This is a genomic window from Cupriavidus sp. 21MJTG02-4, from assembly GCF_057798975.1.
In genome coordinates, this window is the sequence record NZ_JBYOJP010000015.1 from 30,150 (window position 1) to 50,377 (window position 20,228).

At 66.9% G+C, this 20,228-nt stretch carries 12 protein-coding genes; 7 read left to right on the forward strand and 5 right to left on the reverse strand.

Annotated elements, in window-relative coordinates; translation table 11 throughout:
- The first annotated feature begins 70 nt into the window (after nucleotides 1-70).
- The 3 genes from AC3FKH_RS25515 (at nucleotide 71) to AC3FKH_RS25525 (ending at nucleotide 7,816) form a co-directional block, all read left to right on the forward strand.
- On the forward strand, nucleotides 71-2,353 hold the full coding sequence (locus tag AC3FKH_RS25515; RefSeq protein WP_488678514.1) for a primosomal protein N': 2,283 nt from the start codon (nucleotides 71-73) through the stop codon (nucleotides 2,351-2,353).
- 198 nt (nucleotides 2,354-2,551) lie between these two features.
- Nucleotides 2,552-6,520, forward strand: coding sequence for a trifunctional transcriptional regulator/proline dehydrogenase/L-glutamate gamma-semialdehyde dehydrogenase (putA, locus tag AC3FKH_RS25520; RefSeq protein ID WP_488678515.1), 3,969 nt, complete (start codon nucleotides 2,552-2,554; stop codon nucleotides 6,518-6,520).
- Nucleotides 6,521-6,664: 144 nt separating this feature from the next.
- Entirely contained in the window at nucleotides 6,665-7,816 is a 1,152-nt protein-coding gene (locus AC3FKH_RS25525; protein ID WP_488678516.1) for a branched-chain amino acid ABC transporter substrate-binding protein, read from the forward strand.
- An 80-nt stretch (nucleotides 7,817-7,896) separates the two neighbouring features.
- Here AC3FKH_RS25525 and AC3FKH_RS25530 read toward each other — a convergent pair whose 3' ends face one another.
- Nucleotides 7,897-9,141, reverse strand: coding sequence for a hypothetical protein (locus AC3FKH_RS25530; protein ID WP_488678517.1), 1,245 nt, complete (start codon nucleotides 9,139-9,141; stop codon nucleotides 7,897-7,899).
- Here AC3FKH_RS25530 and AC3FKH_RS25535 point away from each other — a divergent pair.
- The 4 genes from AC3FKH_RS25535 (at nucleotide 9,140) to AC3FKH_RS25550 (ending at nucleotide 13,877) form a co-directional block, all read left to right on the forward strand.
- A complete protein-coding gene (locus AC3FKH_RS25535; protein WP_488678518.1) occupies nucleotides 9,140-9,283 on the forward strand; it encodes a hypothetical protein in 144 nt (47 codons plus the stop codon). The genes AC3FKH_RS25530 and AC3FKH_RS25535 overlap by 2 nt on opposite strands.
- A gap of 129 nt (nucleotides 9,284-9,412) precedes the next feature.
- Entirely contained in the window at nucleotides 9,413-11,371 is a 1,959-nt protein-coding gene (locus AC3FKH_RS25540) for a tetratricopeptide repeat protein (RefSeq protein WP_488678519.1), read from the forward strand.
- 155 nt (nucleotides 11,372-11,526) lie between these two features.
- The gene (locus AC3FKH_RS25545; RefSeq protein WP_488678520.1) at nucleotides 11,527-12,762 is read left to right on the forward strand and encodes a cation:proton antiporter; all 1,236 of its coding nucleotides are present in this window, start codon (nucleotides 11,527-11,529) and stop codon (nucleotides 12,760-12,762) included.
- Nucleotides 12,762-13,877, forward strand: coding sequence for a YbdK family carboxylate-amine ligase (locus tag AC3FKH_RS25550; protein ID WP_488678521.1), 1,116 nt, complete (start codon nucleotides 12,762-12,764; stop codon nucleotides 13,875-13,877). The genes AC3FKH_RS25545 and AC3FKH_RS25550 overlap by 1 nt, the downstream gene beginning before the upstream one ends.
- A 511-nt stretch (nucleotides 13,878-14,388) precedes the next feature.
- Here AC3FKH_RS25550 and AC3FKH_RS25555 read toward each other — a convergent pair.
- The 4 genes from AC3FKH_RS25555 to gcvP form a co-directional block, all read right to left on the reverse strand.
- Nucleotides 14,389-15,126 carry an MBL fold metallo-hydrolase gene (locus AC3FKH_RS25555; RefSeq protein ID WP_488678522.1) on the reverse strand — a complete coding sequence of 246 codons (738 nt, stop codon included), beginning with the start codon at nucleotides 15,124-15,126 and terminating at the stop codon, nucleotides 14,389-14,391.
- A gap of 85 nt (nucleotides 15,127-15,211) precedes the next feature.
- Complete coding sequence (locus tag AC3FKH_RS25560; protein ID WP_488678523.1) at nucleotides 15,212-16,588, reverse strand: L-serine ammonia-lyase; 1,377 nt, start codon at nucleotides 16,586-16,588, stop codon at nucleotides 15,212-15,214.
- Between the two features lie 53 nt (nucleotides 16,589-16,641).
- Nucleotides 16,642-17,178 (reverse strand): DUF421 domain-containing protein, encoded by a 537-nt coding sequence (locus tag AC3FKH_RS25565; protein ID WP_488678524.1) that lies wholly within the window; start codon nucleotides 17,176-17,178, stop codon nucleotides 16,642-16,644.
- 115 nt (nucleotides 17,179-17,293) lie between these two features.
- Nucleotides 17,294-20,224 carry an aminomethyl-transferring glycine dehydrogenase gene (gene gcvP, locus AC3FKH_RS25570; protein WP_488678525.1) on the reverse strand — a complete coding sequence of 977 codons (2,931 nt, stop codon included), beginning with the start codon at nucleotides 20,222-20,224 and terminating at the stop codon, nucleotides 17,294-17,296.
- Nucleotides 20,225-20,228 lie beyond the last annotated feature (4 nt).

Here is a 20,228-nt window from a genome sequence, read left to right on the forward strand (position 1 = left end):
TCGACGTGGCCGCTTTGCGTCGCATCCCGCACAGTCTTTGTGCACCCGCCTTGCACCACAATCGCCTCCGATGACGCTGCCAGCCGATACCGAACCGCGCCCGGCCGGCATTGTCCGCGTCGCGCTCGATACGCCCGCGGACGACTGCTTCGACTATCTTGCCGGTCCCGACGTGTCGCCGGGTGAACTCGTCGTGGTGCCATTCGGGCGCCGCAAGCTGGTGGGGGTGGTCGTGGCGCGCGCTGACGAATCCCCCGTACCGGCGGAGCGCCTCAAGCCGGTATCCGCGCGGCTGGATTGGTTGACGCCTCTGGCGGAGGAGTGGCGCGACCTGGCGGCATTCGCCGCGCGCTATTACCAGCGTTGTCTCGGTGAAGTGATGCTGCCGGCGCTACCGCCGTCGTTGCGCGAGCCCGAAGGTTGGCCGCGCCTTGCGCTGCGTGCCCGCACCGAGGCGTATCGCGCGGTGCCGGCGCACATTCCCATGATGCTGGAAGCCGTGCCCGTGCGCGCAAGATCGGTCCGCGCGCTGGCGCAGGCGCTTGCCGATCGCGCGGACGGCCCCGCACAGGCGCCGATGAGCCTGTCCGAGGCCCGCGAGCTGTGCGCCGCGACGCCGGCCAGGCTGGCGGAATGGGTCGCCGCAGGATGGGTCGAGGTCCTGACCGCCGAGCGCACCTTGCTGGCCACGGCGCCCTCTCAGGCGCCATCGGTGGCGCCGCCGCTGCACGAGGAACAACTCGCGGCGGTCGAGGCCATTGGCGCGGCCACGTCGTTCGCGCCGTTCCTGCTTCACGGCGTGACCGGCAGCGGCAAGACCGAGGTCTATCTGCACGCCATGGCGCAGGTGTTGGTACGCGATCCGCACGCGCAGGTGTTGATGCTGGTGCCCGAAATCAACCTGACGCCGCAGCTCCAGTCGCGTATCGCCGCCCGGTTCCCGCACCTGCCGCTGGCCGTGCTGCATAGCGGCCTGGCCGACCAGGAGCGCAGCCTGCAGTGGCTGGCGGCCCATCGTGGCGAGGCGCGTATCGTGCTTGGCACACGGATGGCGATCCTGGCGTCCATGCCGCACCTCGCGCTGATTGTCGTGGACGAAGAGCACGACACGTCCTACAAGCAGCAGGAGGGCCTGCGCTACTCCGCGCGCGACCTGGCGGTGTGGCGCGCCAAGCGGCTCGAGATCCCGGTGGTGCTCGGCTCCGCCACGCCGTCGATGGAGACCTGGTGGCGCGCCGAGCAGGGTGCTTACCGCAAGCTGGTCCTACGCGAACGCGCGCAGGCCGAGGCCGCGCTGCCCGCCGTGCGGCTGGTCGACCTCAACCATGAGCGGCAGCGCCAGCGCGCGCTGTTCGAGGGCCTGTCGGTGCCGCTGCTGGAAGCCATCGAGGCGCGCCTGGCGCGTGGCGAGCAGAGCCTGCTGTTCCTGAACCGCCGCGGCTATGCGCCGGTCCTGGCTTGCGACAGCTGCGGCTGGCTCTCCGGCTGTCCACGCTGTTCGGCGTACCTTGTGCTGCACCGGCCCGAGCGGCGGCTGCGCTGCCACCACTGCGGCCTGGAAGCCCCGATCCCGCACCATTGCCCCGATTGCGGCAACATGGATATCGCTCCGCTAGGCCGGGGCACCCAGCGCATCGAGGAGGCGCTGGCGGCGCGTTTTCCCCAGGCGCGCATCGCCCGTATTGACGCCGACTCTACGCGCCGCAAGGGCAGCGCCCAGGCGATGTTCGACGACGTCCATGCCGGCGAGGTCGATATCCTGGTCGGCACTCAGATGGTGGCCAAGGGGCACGACTTCCAGCGGGTCACGCTGGTCGGCGTGGTCCATCCCGACGCCGCCATGTTCAGCCACGATTTCCGCGCCGCCGAACATCTTTTTGCGTCGCTGATGCAGGTCGCCGGCCGGGCAGGCCGGGCCGGGCTGCCCGGCGAAGTCATCATCCAGACCCGCTATCCGGACGCAGCGGCATTGCAGGCCCTGCAGCGCCATGACTATGATGGATTCGCCGCCGGACAGTTGCGCGAGCGGCGCCAGGCCGGATTGCCCCCGTTCTGCTACCAGGTGTTGCTGACCGCCGAGCATGGCGAACTGGAGCGTGCCTTGCAGTTCTTGCAGGCAGTCCGCCGCCTGGCTGACGGCAATGCCGTGGCGCCAGAGGTGCAACTGCATGACCCGGTGCCGATGTCGATGGTCCGCATTGCCGGCCGGGAGCGTGCGCAGATGCTGGTCGAGGCCACTGCCCGCCCCGTATTGCAACGGTTTGTGGGCGAGTGGGTGCAGACTTTCTCCGAAGTGGGAGCGGAGGCACGCGGTGTGCGCTGGCAGTTGGAGATCGACCCGCTGAGGATTTGAAGGCTGGATTGCGGTGCGCGGTTGGTGCAACCGCCACAACCGGCTTTCGAGGTAGTGGTTGCACTAGGTTGCACCTTTGCGTTTTTCGGGAGTAAGATCGCGCCAGCCCAGAGGTTGCGCAGGTCGGGCCCTATGCCGTCCAGGCTGCTCCTGGCGGCATCGGCCCCGCAGCCTTGTGTCTTACGGAGAACAGCTCGCATGGCCACCACCACCCTCGGCGTCAAGCTCGACGACGCCTCGCGCGACCGCCTCAAGCGTGTCGCCCAATCCATCGACCGCACCCCGCACTGGCTGATCAAGCAGGCGATCTTCACCTACCTGGAGCAGATCGAGCGCGGCCACCTGCCGCACGAGGCGACGGCCAGCGGTGCGACCGATGCCGACGGCGCCGATGCGGGTGACCTGGGCCATGCCGATGGCGCGCCCCAGCCTTTCCTGGAGTTTGCCCAAAGCATCCAGCCCCAGTCCGTACTGCGCGCAGCGATTACTTCGGCCTATCGCCGCCCGGAGGCCGATTGTGTGCCGGTGCTGCTGGAGCAGGCCCGACTGCCGCAGCAGCAGGCCGAGTCCGCCATCAAGATGGCCAAGAAGCTGGCCACCAACCTGCGCGAGCAGAAGGTCGGTACTGGCCGCGAGGGCCTGGTGCAGGGCCTGATCCAGGAGTTCTCGCTGTCGTCGCAGGAAGGCGTGGCGCTGATGTGCCTGGCCGAGGCGCTGCTGCGCATTCCCGACAAGCCCACGCGCGACGCGCTGATCCGCGACAAGATCAGTGGCGCCAACTGGCAGTCCCACCTGGGCCAGAGCCCGTCGCTGTTCGTCAATGCCGCTACCTGGGGCCTGCTGCTGACCGGCAAGCTGGTGGCCACGCATACCGAGTCGGGCCTGAGCAAGGCGCTCACGCGCATCATCGGCAAGGGCGGCGAGCCGCTGATCCGCAAGGGCGTGGACATGGCCATGCGCCTGATGGGCGAGCAGTTCGTCACCGGCGAAACCATTTCCGAAGCGCTCGCCAACGCGCGCAAGTACGAGGCGCAGGGCTTCCGCTATTCCTACGACATGCTTGGCGAAGCCGCGATGACGGAGGAAGACGCCCAGCGTTATCTCGCGTCCTACGAGCAGGCCATCAACGCGATCGGCCAGGCCTCGCGCGGGCGTGGCATCTATGAAGGTCCGGGCATCTCGATCAAGCTGTCGGCACTGCATCCGCGCTATAGCCGCGCTCAACACGAGCGCGTGGTCACAGAGCTGTACGAGCGCCTGAAGTCGCTGACGCTGCTGGCGCGCCAGTACGACATTGGCATCAATATCGACGCCGAAGAGGCTGACCGGCTCGAAATCTCGCTCGATCTGCTGGAACGCCTGTGCTTCGAGCCCGAGCTGGCCGGCTGGAACGGCATCGGCTTCGTGGTGCAGGGCTACCAGAAGCGCTGCCCGTTCGTGATCGACTTCCTGATCGACCTGGCCCGCCGTAGCCGCCATCGCCTGATGATCCGCCTGGTCAAGGGCGCCTACTGGGACAGCGAGATCAAGCGCGCCCAGGTCGAAGGCCTGGAGGGCTATCCGGTCTACACGCGCAAGGTCTACACCGACGTGTCCTACGTGGCCTGCGCGCGCAAGCTGCTGTCGGTGCCGGACGCGATTTATCCACAGTTCGCCACGCACAATGCGCACACGCTGTCGGCCATCTACCAGATCGCCGGCCACAGCTATTACCCGGGCCAGTACGAATTCCAGTGCCTGCACGGCATGGGCGAGCCGCTGTACGACCAGGTCGTCGGCCCGATCGCCGATGGCAAGTTCAACCGCCCGTGCCGCATCTACGCGCCGGTCGGCACGCACGAAACGCTGCTGGCCTACCTGGTGCGCCGGCTGCTCGAAAACGGCGCCAACACCTCATTCGTCAACCGCATTGCGGACGACACCATTTCGCTCGATGAGCTGGTGGCCGATCCGGTCGCCGTGGTCGAGACCATGCATCGCGACGAGGGCACGCTGGGCCTGCCGCATCCGAAGATCCCGTCGCCGCGTGGCCTTTATGGCAAGTCGCGCCCGAACTCGGCCGGTATCGACCTGGCCAACGAACACCGCCTGGCGTCGCTGTCTTCGGCACTGCTGGCCGGCACCAGCGACCGCGTGGTGGCCGAGCCGATGCTGGGCGCCGACGTAGCGCGCCCGGCCGATGCCGTCGCCGCGCCGGTGCTGAACCCGGCCGACCACCGCGACGTGGTGGGCCATGTGGCCGAGGCCAGCCAGGCCGAGGTCGATGCCGCGCTGCAGGCCGCCGCCAATACCGCGCCGATCTGGCAGGCCACGCCGCCCGACGTGCGTGCCGCCGCGCTGGACCGCGCCGCCGACCTGATGGAAGCGCAGATGCAGCAGCTGATGGGTATCATCATGCGCGAGGCCGGCAAGACCTTCTCCAACGCCATCGCCGAAGTGCGCGAGGCGGTCGATTTCCTGCGCTACTACGCCGCCGAAGTCCGCCGCAGCTTCGACAACGAGACGCATCGCCCGCTGGGGCCGGTGGTCTGCATCAGCCCGTGGAACTTCCCGCTGGCGATCTTCACCGGCCAGGTGGCCGCGGCGCTGGCCGCCGGCAATACCGTGCTGGCCAAGCCTGCCGAGCAGACCCCGCTGATCGCCGCCGCCGCCGTGCGCCTGCTGCGCGAGGCCGGCGTGCCGGCCGGCGCGGTGCAGCTGCTGCCGGGCCGCGGCGAGACCGTCGGTGCGGCGCTGGTGGGCGACGCCCGCGTCAAGGGCGTGATGTTCACGGGCTCGACCGAAGTGGCGCGCATCCTGCAGCGCAATGTCGCCGGCCGCCTCGATGCCGCCGGCCGCCCGATCCCGCTGATCGCCGAAACCGGCGGCCAGAACGCGATGATCGTCGACTCCTCGGCGCTGGCCGAACAGGTGGTGGGCGACGTGGTGAATTCCGCGTTCGACTCGGCCGGCCAGCGCTGCTCGGCGCTGCGCCTGCTGTGCCTGCAGGAGGACGTGGCTGACCGCGTGCTGGACATGCTCAAGGGCGCCATGAACGAACTGACCATGGCCAACCCGGACCGGCTGTCGACCGACGTGGGCCCGGTCATCGACGACGAGGCGCGCGGCAATATCGTGCGCCACATCGACGCCATGCGCGCCAAGGGCCGCCGCGTGCACCAGGCCGACCCGAACGCCGCACAGGGCGCGAGCTGCCGCCACGGCACCTTCGTGCCGCCGACGCTGATCGAACTCGACAGCGTGGAAGAACTCAAGCGCGAAGTGTTCGGCCCGGTGCTGCACGTGGTGCGCTACCCGCGCGTTGCGCTCGACACCCTGATCGGCCAGATCAACGGCACCGGTTATGGCCTGACGATGGGCATCCACACCCGCATCGACGAAACCATTGCGCAGATCGTGCAGCACGCCGAGGTCGGCAACCTGTACGTGAACCGCAATATCGTCGGTGCCGTGGTGGGCGTGCAGCCGTTCGGCGGCGAGGCCCTGTCCGGCACCGGCCCGAAGGCTGGCGGCCCGCTGTACCTGCATCGCCTGCTGTCGGTGTGCCCGCAGGACGCAGTGGTACGCAGCGTGCGCCATGCGGAAGCCTCGGGCGCCACGCCGGCCACGCTGGACCGCCCGGTCGCAGCGCAGGCCCTGAAAGACTGGGCCAAAGCCGAGATGCCCGCGCTGGTCGCCGCCTGCGACCGTTTTGCGGAAGCCTCGGCGGCGGGCGTCTCAGTGACGCTGCCCGGGCCGACTGGCGAGCGCAATACCTACTCGCTGCTGCCGCGCCACCACGTGCTGTGCCTGGCGGCGCAGGAATCGGACCTGGCGATGCAGCTCGCGGCTGTCCTGGCCGTCGGCAGCCAGGCCGTGATGGCGGAAAACCCTGTCGCGCGCGGGCTGTTTTCGCGCCTGCCTAAGGGCGTACAATCGCGCGTCCGCCTCGTGGCCGACTGGACGTCGCCCGACGTTGGGTTCGACGCGGTGATCCACCACGGCGATTCGGACCAGTTGCGAACCGTTTGCGAACAGGTCGCGGCGCGGCCTGGCGCGATCATCGGCGTGCAGGGGCTGGCGCACGGTGAACCGAATATCGCGCTGGAACGTTTGCTGATCGAGCGCTCGCTGTCGGTCAACACCGCGGCTGCAGGCGGCAATGCCAGCCTGATGACAATCGGTTGAGCCGGGCGGACAGAGTTTGACGTGCGTATGCGCGGTGGCGATCCTGCCGCCATATGCAGCCATAGGGGAGGGACGCCCAGCCGGCGTTCCCGAAGCGTAGAAAAAACGCAGCACACAGGCTGAACCAGCCACCAAGGAGAACTGATGACCTCGACATTCCACAAGACGGCCCTGACCGTTGCCCTGACTTTCGCCGGCCTGACCGGTGCCACGGCAGCCTTCGCGCAGGCGCAGGAAATCAAGCTGGGCTTCGCCGCGCCGATGACCGGCGGCCAGGCCCAGTACGGCAAGGACATGCAGAACGGCGTGGTCCTCGCCATCGAGGACATGAACGCCACCAAGCCGAAGATCGGCGGCAAGGACGTCAAGTTCGTGCTGGTGTCGGAAGACGACCAGGCCGATCCGAAGACCGGTTCCGTGGTGGCGCAGAAGCTGGTGGACAACGGCATCCAGGGCATGCTCGGCCACTTCAACTCGGGCACCAGCATCCCGGCGTCGATGGTCTACAACCGCGCCGGCATTCCGCAGATCGCCATGGCGACCGCGCCGGAATACACGCGCCAGGGCTTCAAGACCACCTTCCGCATGATGACTTCCGACACCCAGCAGGGTTCGGTGATCGGCGCCTTCGTGGTGAAGAAGCTGGGCGCGAAGAACATCGCGATCGTCGATGACCGCACCGCCTACGGCCAGGGCCTGGCCGACGAATTCGAGAAGGCCGCCAAGGCCGCCGGCGGCAAGATCGTGCGCCGCGAGTTCACCAACGACAAGGCGGTGGACTTCAAGGCCGTGCTGACCAACATCAAGCGCAGCAACCCGGACGTGATCTTCTACGGCGGCGCCGAGACCCAGTCGGCCCCGATGGCCAAGCAGGTCAAGGAACTGGGCATGAAGGCCCCGCTGGTGTCGGGCGAAATGTCCAAGACCGACAACTTCCTGAAGCTGGCCGGCCCGGCTGCCGATGGCACCGTGGTGTCGCTGGCCGGCCTGCCGCTGGACCAGATGCCGGGCGGCGCCGCGTACGAGAAGAAGTACGAGAAGCGCTTCGGCACCAAGGTGCAGACCTACTCGCCGTACGCCTATGACGGCGCCACCGCGATGATGATGGCCATGATCAAGGCAGGCTCGGCCGACCCGGCGCGTTACCTGCCGGTGCTGGCGGCCACCAATATGCAAGGCGTCACCACCAAGACGCTGGCGTACGACGCCCGCGGCGACCTGAAGGACGGCGGCATTACCGTCTACAAGGTCGTGGGCGGCAAGTGGACGGTGCTGGAGACGGTTGGCGGCAAGTAATTCGGCCATGCCCGTTTGCCTGACTGAAGGCAGGAACGCCATCCGCTTCGGATGGCGTTTTTGTTTGCGGGCCGCGCAGTTCAGTTGCCACTTGGCCGGCGAGTATTTGCATGGGCCCGTTGCGCCAGAAGAACCTGGATCCCTGATGCCACGCCACTGGCTTCGGCGTTGTTCGGATGGGCGAGCCGAAACTTTTCGAGTTTTGATCGGACATCATCGGCGAGCCCGCGTTCGGCCAGGATATCGAGCACGGCCTCCGACCTTGACGAGGTCACGACCGCAACCAGGGCGTGCGGATCCGTATCAGGCGCCATCGCAAGGTCCACCAGCAATCCGGGTACCGGTTTGCCATCGAGCAAGCTTGTAATCATGCTGTGGGCCTCGGCCCACATGTTGTAGTGCACCTGCGCCAGTACATCGAGACTGCCGAGGTTTTTGGGGAATTGCGGTGGCGCGGCCTCCAGCATCCGGCGCACGGAAAGCAGCGTATCGGGCGACAGCGAATCTAGCGCAAGCGGGAGCTGTGCCATGGTTGCCATGATATCGGCCAGTTCCTGTTTGGGCAGGCCGGCCTCTTCGATCGCCGTTAACAGTTCGCGCTGTTTGGCAGGATCTGTGAACGATGGAATATCAAAAGCAAGCCCCCTGACATATTCAGTGGTATCAATCAAGGCCTTCTGTCTCGCCGTTCTCAGCAGCGCAACGCCTTCCCACGGTTCGCCGATCCGTGAGTACTCCAGAGTGGCGTGACGCGCTATTGCCGGGTCCGGCGAGCCTGCTGCCTTGCGCAGAGAGGCAATCACACGCTGGTTATCGGGAATGCGTAATTCGGCGTCCCGGCTGATGGACTGGTCCCGCTGGAACTGTGCTGCCAGAAGGCCGATCAGCGAACGTTTCACGGCATCGTCATAAGCATTGCGAGCCAGGCTTGCTTCCAGGAGCCCGACAACCTGATTCTTGTCTCGAAGCTTGATGAATCGCATCGTGTCGAGCAAGAAGCAGGCGATAACCGGATCCTTGGCATGACGCTCATATTTGCCCCACAGCCGGGTGAACTTTTCATTGGCGGACAGTTCGGGACTATCCATCAGGGTCCTCACCTCCTGGAAGAGATCGTCTCCATTGAGTGGTATGCCTGACTCGGCGAGTACGTACGGCTTGACGGATTCCTCCGTTCCCGGGAGAGCTCGCACCTGAACCGCCTTGCCTATATCCGGGGATGTCAATTCCGATGCGTCGCTGCCGGGACTCCGGTTTCGATCGGGCCAGCGGAAATACGCGAGAACGATGCCCAATGCCAACAAGACAAAGATGATTCGGCGCATGGTTTCCTCGCTGTTGATGGCAAACGAGCACTTCGACAATAGCCGCGAGAAAGGCCGCCGAAGTGGCGGCGATATCCGCACTTGGTGGCAGGAAATTCCGCACGTGCGAGTGAAGATTCAGCGCGCGGAACCCGTTAACTGAGTTCTGGCGCGATGGCGGGCTGCGCAAGGAAGCGGGCGATGTGCACGTCCTTGCCGCGTAGGAACCCGGCCATTGGCGCATAATCCCGCTTTCGCATCTCTCGCCTATCCATTCCAGAAGGAGCAGTACGTGTCCGTGCAGGAAGTCAGCTACGACCGCGCAATCGAACTGGCCGGTGTCGGCCGGTTCGACGAGGCGCTGGACATCGCCGGCCAGTTGTCGGAGGCCCGGCCCGAAGTGGTCGATTTCATTACGCTGCGTGCACGGTTGCACTTCGACAGGGGCGACGCGCAAGCGGCCTTCGCCGTGCTCGACGACGCGCTGGCGCGGCTGGACTCGCTGGGGCTGGCGGCGCCGCACCGCTGGGCCTCGCGCGGGGTGATCGCGCATCGCTACGGCGCCATGCTGATGAGCCTTGGCCGCGACCGCGAGGCGTTGCCCTGGCTGCATGAGGCCGCGCGGCGCAACGGCCTGCTCTCAGGCGAATGGGCCGCCCATTTCCATGCGGGCCTGGCGTGCTACCGGCTTGGCGACCTGGCTGGCGCTGGCCGTTTCTGGCACGACCTGCTGTACCGGGCCCCGGACCTCGGCGCCGAAGACATCCTTGCGCTCGTACACGACGCGATCGCACGCGCCGAGGCAGACGGCCAGCCGGTCGAGCCCATGATGCGTGTCTGCCTCGGCCGCATCGCGCTGGACAACCCCGACCTGCTGGAACTCGAACCGGAAGCCGCCGACGCGCTCGCGGGCGAGCAGGCCGGCATGGTGCTGGCGCAGGCGCCCGACCATCCGCAGGCTCGCCGCCTGCGCGCACCGTTGCGCTTCGGCACGGGCGACACAGAGGGCGCCCAGGATGACCTGGCCGTGTACCTGCGCCAGTGCCCGGACCCGCAGACCCAGGTACGCGCCATGGCGTGGCGCCACCAGGCCGCGCAGGCCGGCAAGCAGGGGGCCGATGCCCAGCCCTGGCTCAAATTCAGCCTGACCACGCAGTCCGACGACGGCGCTGGCTACTACCGTGCCGCCACGGCGCTGGGCGAGTTCATCGACCAGGTGCCGCAGTCCGAAGCCGCGCTGCGCCCGCGCCTGGTGGAAGCCTGCCAGCTTGGCGTGGCGCGATTCGAAGCGTATTTTGCGACCGGCGAAGGCGATCAGGACGGCCATGGCGGCAACGCCGACCCGCACGTGTATTCGCTGCTGTGCCGCCTGCTAGCGCGCAGCCTGCCGGCTGAAGCGGGCAACCTGGAGACGCGCATCGCCCTGCACCACAAGGGCATGGCGGCGAGCGAATTCATCGATCACTGGATCGACCTGCTCGACTGCCACGCCGGCGCGAACCAGCACCAGAAGGTGGTGGAACTGGCCGGTGAGGTCCTGAACCGCTATCCGCTGGAGCGCAATCCTGCCGACGTCACCTGGGCGTTCAGCCGCCTGATCGCCGCGTGGAAGGCCATTGGCGGCGCCGAGGCCGGCGAGGCGGCCGGCGCGGCCATGTCGCATATGGACGCCCGGCTTGACGCGTTGCCGGTCGAGGCGCGCAGCGAAGCCGCGCATCCGATGGCCCATGCGCGGGCCCACTACGCCGCGCTGGTGCAAGCCCGCATGGATGGCATGGACCAGCACGACCGCACCGACGCCCTGGCCGAGATCGACGCCCTGCAGCGCCGTGCGCTGCTCGTGGAGGATGCGTGGCTGTTCAACCGCTTTGCCCAGGTCTGGCGCGATCTGGGCGACCACGAGCGTGCGCTGCCGCTGTTCGAGCAAGCCATCGAAATGACCGAGGGCGATGCCTGGGACCAGGCCGCGCCGCGGGTCCAGCGCGCGTTGATCCACAACGCCGCCGCACGCCACGACGCCGCGCTGGTGGACTTCGTCGCCGCCTTTGCGGTCCGTGACGACTGGGATGCCGAAACCTGGCTGCATGCCGTGGAATCGGCGGTCGGCCTCGGGCAGCGCGAGACGGCGCTGGGCTATTTCGACAAGGCACGTGCCGCCGGGGCCGGCGAAGGCCGCACACGCAGCCTGAATGCGAAGGTCGAGGCAGCCCTGCGAACCACCCGCCCCAAGTGGAAGCTCTGGGGCGTCTGACACCGACAAACCGCCACCACATTGCGGAAAATCCCGCATTGAGAAACGCCATCGAACAAGATGGCGTTTTTTATTGAAAGTTAGAGTCAGAAGTTGGCGCATTCCGTGCGGTGTCAGACAATCACCGACAAGGAATGTCATGTGCTTCCATTACCATGTCACGCATGAATGGACTGAGCCAACTTTTCCCGTCACTTCCGCTCGCGCCCGGCGGCCTGTTCTGGGTCGGCCTGGCGCTGATCGGCGCCGGCCTGGCCGGCGAGGTAAGCCGTCGCTGGCTGCGTTGCCCGCGCATTGTCGGCTATGCCGCCGCGGGCCTGTGCGCCGGCATGCTCGGGCGCAGCATCGTCGACGACAACATGATCGCCCAGACCCGTATCTTGATCGATATGGCGCTGGCACTGGCCTTGTTCGAGCTGGGGCACCGTCTGTCGCTGACCTGGCTGCGCGCCAACCGCTGGCTGCTGCTGACGAGCGCGTTCGAAAGCGTGCTGACCTGGGGCCTGGTCGCCGCGGTGCTGCAGTGGATCGGCGCCTCGCCGGGCATTGCGATCCTGGCCGGTGGCATTGCGGTCAGCACCTCGCCGACCATCGTGCTGCAGCTCAAGAACGAATTGCGCGCCGAGGGCCAGGTGACCGAGCGCCTGATGGCCATGGCCGCGCTCAACAGCATCTATGCCGCCGTGATCGTGCAGGTGGCCACCGGCTGGCTGCATTCCGAGTACGGCAACCTCGGCGCCGCGCTGCTGCATCCGCTCTACCTGCTGGTCGGCTCCTGCCTGCTGGCCTGGGTGGTGGGCAAGGTCGGCCACGCCATCTATGGCCGGATGTCGGTGGACGATCACTACAGCTTCCTGGTGCTGGTGGGCCTGGTGCTGTTCACGCTGGCGCTGACCCGGGTACTAAAATTGTCGATGCCGATCACGCTGTTGCTGGCCGGCGTGGTGTTCAAGCACGAGGACAGTCAGCCGCATGTGTGGCCGACGCATTTCGGCAGTGCCGGCAGCCTGCTGATCATCGTCATGGTGGTGTCGCTGGGCCTGCCGCTCACGGCGCATGACTGGGTGGTCGGCGGCGTCTATGCTGTAGTGCTGGTGTTGCTGCGCCATCTGGCCAAGCTGGCGGGCGTGGTGTCGCTGGGATCGTTCTCAGGGCTGAGCCTGCGCCAGTGCGTGGCGCTCGGGCTCGCGCTGGCGCCCATGTCGGGCCTGGCATACCTGTTGATGAACGATGTCGCGCGCCTGTATCCGGGTACCGGCGAACCGTTGGCCGCCATCATCCTGTGCGCGCTGGCCATCGAGCAACTGCTGGGCCCGGTGCTGGCGGCCTGGGCACTGCGGTTTGCCGGCGAAGTCCGTGCCGACCTGCGCAGCAATGGAGGAGGGCGCTGATGTCGCTCGAACCGTTCAAGCATTCCGAGGCGCTGACCTTCGGCGTCGAGCTGGAGCTGCAGCTCGTCAACCGGCACGACTACGACCTGGCGCCGTTCGCGCCCGACCTGCTGCGTGCATTGAAGGGTGCCCAGCATGCCGGCGACATCAAGCCGGAGATCAGCCCGTCGATGATCGAGATCAGCACGGGCATCTGCCACACGTATGACCAGGCGGTGGAAGAGCTGACCACCATGCGAGACCTGATGTCGGCGGCCTCGCGCTCGCTCAACATCGGCATCAGCGGGGGCGGCACGCACCCGTTCCAGCAGTGGGCCGACCGCATCATTTCCGATTCGCCGCGCTACCAGTACATCTCGGAACTGTATGGCTACCTGGCCAAGCAGTTCACGGTATTCGGCCAGCATGTCCATATCGGCTGCCCGAGCGCGGACGAGTCGCTGTTCCTGCTGCATGCCATCGGCCGCTACGTGCCGCACTTTGTCGCGCTGGCGGCGTCATCGCCTTATGTGCAGGGTGTCGATACCGGTTTCGCCTCGGCGCGGCTGAATTCGGTCGCGGCCTTCCCGATGAGCGGGCGGGCGCCGTTCCTGCTCACCTGGGACGCGTTCACCGCGTATTTCGAGAAGATGCGCAATACGGGCGTGATCGAGAGCATGAAGGACTTCTACTGGGATATCCGGCCCAAGCCTGAATTCGGCACGATCGAAGTGCGCGTGATGGATACGCCGTTGACGGTCGGCCGGGCCTGCGATATCGCCGCGTATATTCAGATGCTGGCGCGCTACTTGTTGCTGTCGCGCCCGTTCATGCCGCAGGAAGACGACTACCTGGTCTACACCTTCAACCGTTTCCAGGCCTGCCGCTTCGGGCTGGAGGGTGAATACGTGCATCCCAACGAACTGACGCGCCAGCCGATCGCCGAGCACATCCTGTCGATCTGCGACGCGCTGGTGCCGCATGCCGAGGCGCTGGGATCGTTGCAGGCGCTGGCCAATATCCGCGCGCTGGCCGAGCGCCGCGACGGTGATGCCGAATGGCTGCGCCAGGTCGACGCAGACGCCCGCAGCCAGCGCGAAACCGTGCGCCAGGCCTGCGAGCGCTGGGCGGCCTGACGGTTCAGGTTTTTCGCCAGACGAGCCAACCCGGATTACTTGGTGGCTCTTCCTGACCACGCCATCGGCAGGACGCCTACAGCTGCGCTCGGTGAAAACCGAGGGAAGGGAAGAGAAGAGAAGAAACGGAAGCACCGGCACCGGCGCCGTTGATGCCCCCGACCAACCGACTACTGAGCCGCGCAGCAGCCGAAGGCGATGATGCGATAACGCGGGCAGTGTCGAGCCACGGACAGTTTCGGGGCTGGTTCAATCATTGCGGGAGAGCCTGCATACGGACGCGCTCCACGCGGCAGGCAGCGGGGCAGACTCTGAAGCGAATACCCGTACGAAATTCTTCGCACGCTACGATCAATATTCGCCCGTTAGGGCAAGTCAACGCGTTTTTTGGTTACTTTTTGTCGCTCGGACAAAAAGTGACTCGCAGGCTGCGCCTGCGAAACAGCCGCGCCTGCCAAGAACAGAACCAGAGCCAGAGCCAGAGCCAAGTCCCAATCCCCGCACACCCCCCTCACGCACCATGCGGCACGCTTTCCCCATCCCGCAGCCCAAGCCGCTTATTTGCCGGCACGGCAACGTCAATCAACTTGGGCCGCGGCAGATTCAGGCCCCGCATCATCTCGATGAACTCATCGCGCGTGCGTCCCGCCACGCGGCTGTTGCTTGCGCGTTCCTGCGCGATCGTCGACGAGCTGCGGCCCTTGTAGTCATGCGCCGGGTAGACCAGCGTGTCGCCGGGCAGCGCAAACAGTTTGCGCGTCAGGCTGTCGTACAGCGTGCCGGCATCGCCCGACTGGAAATCGGTGCGCCCGCAGCCGTCGATCAGCAGCGCGTCGCCGGTGAAGACGCGACGCACCGTGCCGTCCGGCGTAGTCTCTTCCCACAAGTAGCTCATGCTGCCGGCGGTGTGGCCCGGCGTGTGGATCGCACGCAGCACCTGCGTACCGAAGGTCAACGTATCGCCATCGATCAGCTGCTTCTGCGCCGACCGGATGTCGCATCCGGACGGCGCAGCGGTATGCGCACCGGTCTGCATGGCCACGTGCCCCGCCGAGGTGATGTGGTCGGCATGGGCATGCGTTTCCACCACCCACGCAAGGCTTGCGCCGGCGTCGCGCAGCACGGCCATGTCGCGGTCGAGCTGGTGGTCGACCGGGTCGATCAGCACGGCATCGCGCGTGGCGGCGTCAATCAGCAGGTAGGTGAAGGTCGACGAGGTGTCGTCGAACAACTGGAAGAAGGTTTGCATGGCCGCCTCGCTTTTTGCTCTGGTTCTGGCAGGCGCCCGCGGTGGCGCCATGGGGAGACTGGCGCCATGATACGCCGCAGCGGGCTCAGCATTCCACGATATTCACCGCCAGTCCGCCCCGCGCCGTTTCCTTGTATTTGGTCTTCATGTCGGCGCCGGTTTCGCGCATGGTCTTGATGACCGAATCGAGCGATACATAGTGCGTGCCGTCGCCGCGCAACGCCATGCGCGCGGCGTTCACGGCCTTGACCGAGGCCATGGCGTTGCGCTCGATGCACGGAATCTGCACCAGCCCGCCGACCGGATCGCAGGTCAGGCCCAGGTTGTGCTCCATGCCGATCTCGGCGGCATTCTCGACCTGTTCGGGCGTGCCGCCCAGCACTGCCGCCAGCGCACCGGCCGCCATCGAGCAGGCCACGCCGACTTCGCCCTGGCAGCCGACTTCGGCGCCCGAGATCGACGCATTGAGCTTGTAGAGCAGGCCGATCGCGCCGGCGGTGAGCAGGAAGTCCACCACGCCCTGCGCGTTGGCGCCGGGCACGAAGCGATCGTAGTAATGCAGCACCGCAGGGATGATGCCGGCCGCGCCATTGGTGGGCGCGGTCACCACGCGGCCGCCGGCGGCGTTTTCCTCGTTGACGGCCATGGCGTAGAGGTTGACCCAGTCCATCACGGACAGCGGGTCGGACAGCGTGCGCTCGGCGCGCTCGGTCAGGCTGCGGAACAGCTCCGGCGCGCGGCGGCGGACCTTGAACGGGCCGGGCAGCTCGCCATCGGTGCGGCAGCCGCGCACCACGCAGGCCTGCATCACATCCCAGATATGCAATAGCCCCGCAGTGACGTCTCCCTCGCCGCGCCACGTGAGTTCGTTTTCCATCATCAGGCGCGCGATGCTCTTGCCGCTTTCGCTGGCCATTTCGAGCATGTCCTTGCCGCTGCGGAACGGATGGGGCAACTGCTGCGCAGCGTTGAGCACCTGCGTGTTGGGAGCGCCGGCGGTGACGACGAAGCCGCCGCCGACCGACAGATATCGCGCCTCGCGCAGCGACTCGCCTTGTGCGTCGAAGGCGTGGAACTTCATGCCGTTCGGATGCTCGGCCATGGCCTCGCGCCGGTAGAAGGCAATGTGCTCCTTCTCGACGAACGGGATCGGGTGGCGGCCCAGCAGCGACAGCGTGCGGCTCGCGCGCAGCGCCTTCAGCCGGCCGTCGATGGTATCGGGATCGATGGTGTCGGGCGCCTCGCCCATCAGGCCAAGCATCACGCCCTTGTCGGTGCCATGGCCCTTGCCAGTCGCGCCGAGCGAGCCATACAGCTCCACGCGCACGCTCGCGACTTGCGGCAGCAGGCCGTCGCGCTCCAGGCCCTGCGCGAACATCAGGGCGGCGCGCATCGGGCCCACGGTGTGCGAACTCGACGGGCCGATCCCCACCTTGAACAGATCGAAGACGCTGACTGCCACGGAGCACTCCTGAAGTCACTGCTGCCTGCACGGGGCAAGCACGCGTTGCGGGTTCAAACGGCGTCGTCCTTGCCGACCTGGCTCCAGACCGACGCCTCTGGCTTGGGCGGCGCGGCCTCGGCCGGCGGCTGGCGCAGCTTGACCGATACCGTGCCGTCCGTTTCCAGGATGGCGAAATGGACGTCGGCCAAGGTGCTGCTGCCGGCATGGCGCAGCACCTTGTTGAGGTCGTCCACGCTGATGCGCTGTTCGCGCATCACGTCTTTCAGCAATTTTCCGTCATGGATCAGGAACTGCGGCCGGCCTTCCACGAGATTCTCAAGCTTGCGGCTGCGCCAGGTCAGGTAAGCCAGCCCGGCATTGGCGCCCACCAGCGTGACGGCCAGGATCAGCCCGGCGGTCACGGAGTTGTCCCCGGCGTTCATGGCGTTCTGCACGGCGTTGGACAGCACCAGCAGCAACACCAGGTCGAACGGCGTGAGCTGGCCGATCTGGCGCTTGCCGGACATCCGCAGCAACGCCAGCACCGAGCCATACACGATCAACCCGCGCAGTACGAACTCCCACCAGGGCGCACTGAGATTCCACATGAAGCCTCCGCTGTACTGATGGCGCCCCGACGCGCGGCGCCTCCAAGTTCAGCATAGCGCGCCTGGCGGCCGACCGGAACCGGGCGCCAGGCGCGGGACGGCGTCAGTCGACGGCTCAGTCCTCGGCGTACGCGCTCATCGGCACGCAGCTGCAGAACAGATTGCGGTCGCCGTAGACGTTGTCGGCGCGGCCGACCGGCGGCCAGTACTTCTGCGTGCGCAGCGACGCCACCGGGTAGGCGGCCTCTTCGCGCGTGTACTGGTGCGTCCACTCGTTGGCCGTGACCACGGCCGCCGTGTGCGGGGCGTGCTTGAGCGGGTTGTCGTCGCGGTCGAAGGTGCCGTCGGCGACGCGGCCGATTTCCTGGCGGATGGCGATCATCGCGTCGATAAAGCGGTCCAGCTCGTGCAGGGCCTCGCTTTCGGTCGGCTCGATCATCAGCGTGCCCGGCACCGGGAAGCTCATGGTCGGGGCGTGGAAGCCGTAGTCCATCAGGCGCTTGGCCACGTCTTCGTTGCTGATGCCGGTGTCCTTCTGCAGCGGGCGCAGGTCCAGGATGCATTCGTGCGCCACCAGGTCGTGCTGGCCCGTGTACAGCACCGGGTAGTACGGCGACAGGCGCTTGGCGACATAGTTGGCGGTCAGGATGGCGTTCTCGGTGGCGGCGGTGAGGCCGGCCGAACCCATCATGGCGATGTACATCCACGAGATCGGCAGGATGCTGGCCGAGCCGAACGGCGCGGCCGATACGCCGCCGATGCCGTTGTCGTCGCGGCGATAGCCCACGCTGTCCTGGTTCGGCAGGAAGTCGGCCAGGTGCGCGCCGACCGCCACGGGACCCACGCCGGGGCCGCCGCCGCCGTGCGGGATGCAGAAGGTCTTGTGCAGGTTCAGGTGCGACACGTCGCCGCCGAACTGGCCCGGCGCGGCGGTGCCGACCATCGCGTTCATGTTGGCGCCGTCGACATAGACCTGTCCGCCGTGCTGGTGCACGATCTCGCAGATCTGCTGCACGCCCTGCTCGAACACGCCGTGCGTGGACGGGTAGGTGATCATGATGGCCGCCAGGTTCTTGCTGTGCTGCTCGGCCTTCTTCGCCAGGTCTTCCAGGTCGACGTTGCCGTTCTCGTCGCAGGCCACCACCACCACCTTCATGCCGGCCATCTGGGCCGACGCCGGGTTGGTGCCGTGCGCGGACGACGGGATCAGGCAGATGTCGCGATGGCTTTCGCCGCGGCTGGCGTGGTAAGCGTGGATGATCAGCAGGCCCGCGTACTCGCCTTGCGAGCCGGCGTTCGGCTGCAGGCTCACGGCGGCGTAGCCCGTGGCCGCGCACAGCATGGCCTCGAGCTGGTCGATCATCTCGCGGTAGCCCACGGTCTGGTCCAGCGGCGCGAACGGGTGGATCTGGCTGAATTCGGGCCAGGTCACCGGAATCATCTCGCTGGTGGCGTTCAGCTTCATCGTGCACGAGCCCAGCGGGATCATGGTGCGGTCCAGTGCCAGGTCCTTGTCGGCCAGCATGCGCAGGTAGCGCAGCATCTCGTGCTCGGCGTGGTGCGTGTTGAACACCGGGTGCGTCAGGTATTCGCTGGTGCGCGCGAGGCCGGCCGGGAAGGCGTCGTCGGCGGCGGCTTCGATCGCGTCGAACGTCAGCGATGCCGGCAGCGGCTTGCCGAACGAGAAGATTTCCCACAGCGCCACGACGTCGTCGCGCGTGGCGGTCTCGTCGAGCGACACGCCGATGCGCGTCGCGCCGGCATGGCGCAGGTTGATGCCGCGTGCAGTCGCGGCGGCGTGGATCGCTTCAGTGTTGAAGCCGGTCTCGAACGTCAGCGTGTCGAAGAACGTGGCGTTGGTGCGCGTGAAACCGAGCGTCTGCAGGCCGGCGGCCAGCGTGGCCGTCAGGCGATGCACGCGCCGCGCAATGCGCTTGAGGCCTTGCGGGCCGTGGTACACGGCGTACATCGACGCCATCACGGCCAGCAGCACCTGCGCGGTACAAATGTTGGAGGTCGCCTTTTCGCGGCGGATATGCTGCTCGCGCGTCTGCAGGGCCAGGCGATAGGCCTTGTTGCCCTGCGCGTCGATGGTCACGCCGACCAGGCGGCCCGGCATCGAGCGCTTGAACGCATCCTTCACCGCCATATAGCCCGCGTGCGGGCCGCCGAAGCCGAGCGGCACGCCAAAGCGCTGCGAGTTGCCCACGGCCACGTCGGCGCCCCATTCGCCCGGCGCGGCGATCAGCGTCAGCGCCAGCAGGTCGGCGGCAGCCACCACCAGGCCGCCTGCGGCGTGCACGGCATCGGCAATGGCACGGTAGTCGTTGACGTCACCGTTGACGCCCGGGTACTGCAGCAGCACGCCGAATGCGTGGGCCGAAGCCGCGTCGGCAGCCGGGCCGACCTTTACTTCGATGCCCAGCGGCTTAGCGCGCGTGCGTACCACTTCCAGCGTCTGCGGCAGGACGTCGTCGGCCACGTAGAAGGTGTTCGACGCGTGCTTGTTCACGCGCTGCAGCAGCGTCATGGCTTCGGCCGCGGCGGTGCCCTCGTCCAGCATCGACGCGTTGGCGATATCGAGGCCGGTCAGGTCCGTGACCATTTGCTGGAAGTTCAGCATGGCTTCCAGGCGGCCTTGCGAGATCTCGGGCTGGTAGGGCGTATACGCGGTGTACCAGGCCGGGTTCTCGAAGATATTGCGCAGAATGACGGCCGGGGTCAGCGTGTTGTGGTAGCCCTGGCCGATAAAGCTCTTCAGGACCTTGTTCTTGCCGGCCAGCTTGCGCAGCTTCGCCAGTGCGGCTTCCTCGGCCAGCGGCTCGGTGAATTCGCCCATCGGCATGCCGTCGCGGCGGCGGATGGCTTCGGGAATCACGGCGTCGATCAGCGCGGCGCGGCTGTCGTAGCCGAGCACCTTGAGCATGTGCTGCTGTTCGGGCGTATCGGGGCCGATATGGCGGGAGGCGAAGGCGTCGCGCGCCTCCAGTGCGGCCAGCGTGGGCCGGTTACCTTGGGCGGCGGTCATGGGAAGCGGGGCGTTCATGGCA

What these genes read in the sequence shown, in the direction of transcription:
- gcvP (WP_488678525.1), bottom strand. Translation starts at nt 20,224, where the DNA reads ATGAACGCCCCGCTTCCCATGACCGCCGCCCAAGGTAACCGGCCCACG.
- AC3FKH_RS25555 (WP_488678522.1), bottom strand. Translation starts at nt 15,126, where the DNA reads ATGCAAACCTTCTTCCAGTTGTTCGACGACACCTCGTCGACCTTCACC.
- AC3FKH_RS25545 (WP_488678520.1), top strand. Translation starts at nt 11,527, where the DNA reads ATGTCACGCATGAATGGACTGAGCCAACTTTTCCCGTCACTTCCGCTC.
- AC3FKH_RS25535 (WP_488678518.1), top strand. Translation starts at nt 9,140, where the DNA reads ATGGTTTCCTCGCTGTTGATGGCAAACGAGCACTTCGACAATAGCCGC.
- putA (WP_488678515.1), top strand. Translation starts at nt 2,552, where the DNA reads ATGGCCACCACCACCCTCGGCGTCAAGCTCGACGACGCCTCGCGCGAC.
- AC3FKH_RS25515 (WP_488678514.1), top strand. Translation starts at nt 71, where the DNA reads ATGACGCTGCCAGCCGATACCGAACCGCGCCCGGCCGGCATTGTCCGC.
- AC3FKH_RS25550 (WP_488678521.1), top strand. Translation starts at nt 12,762, where the DNA reads ATGTCGCTCGAACCGTTCAAGCATTCCGAGGCGCTGACCTTCGGCGTC.
- AC3FKH_RS25565 (WP_488678524.1), bottom strand. Translation starts at nt 17,178, where the DNA reads ATGTGGAATCTCAGTGCGCCCTGGTGGGAGTTCGTACTGCGCGGGTTG.
- AC3FKH_RS25525 (WP_488678516.1), top strand. Translation starts at nt 6,665, where the DNA reads ATGACCTCGACATTCCACAAGACGGCCCTGACCGTTGCCCTGACTTTC.
- AC3FKH_RS25530 (WP_488678517.1), bottom strand. Translation starts at nt 9,141, where the DNA reads ATGCGCCGAATCATCTTTGTCTTGTTGGCATTGGGCATCGTTCTCGCG.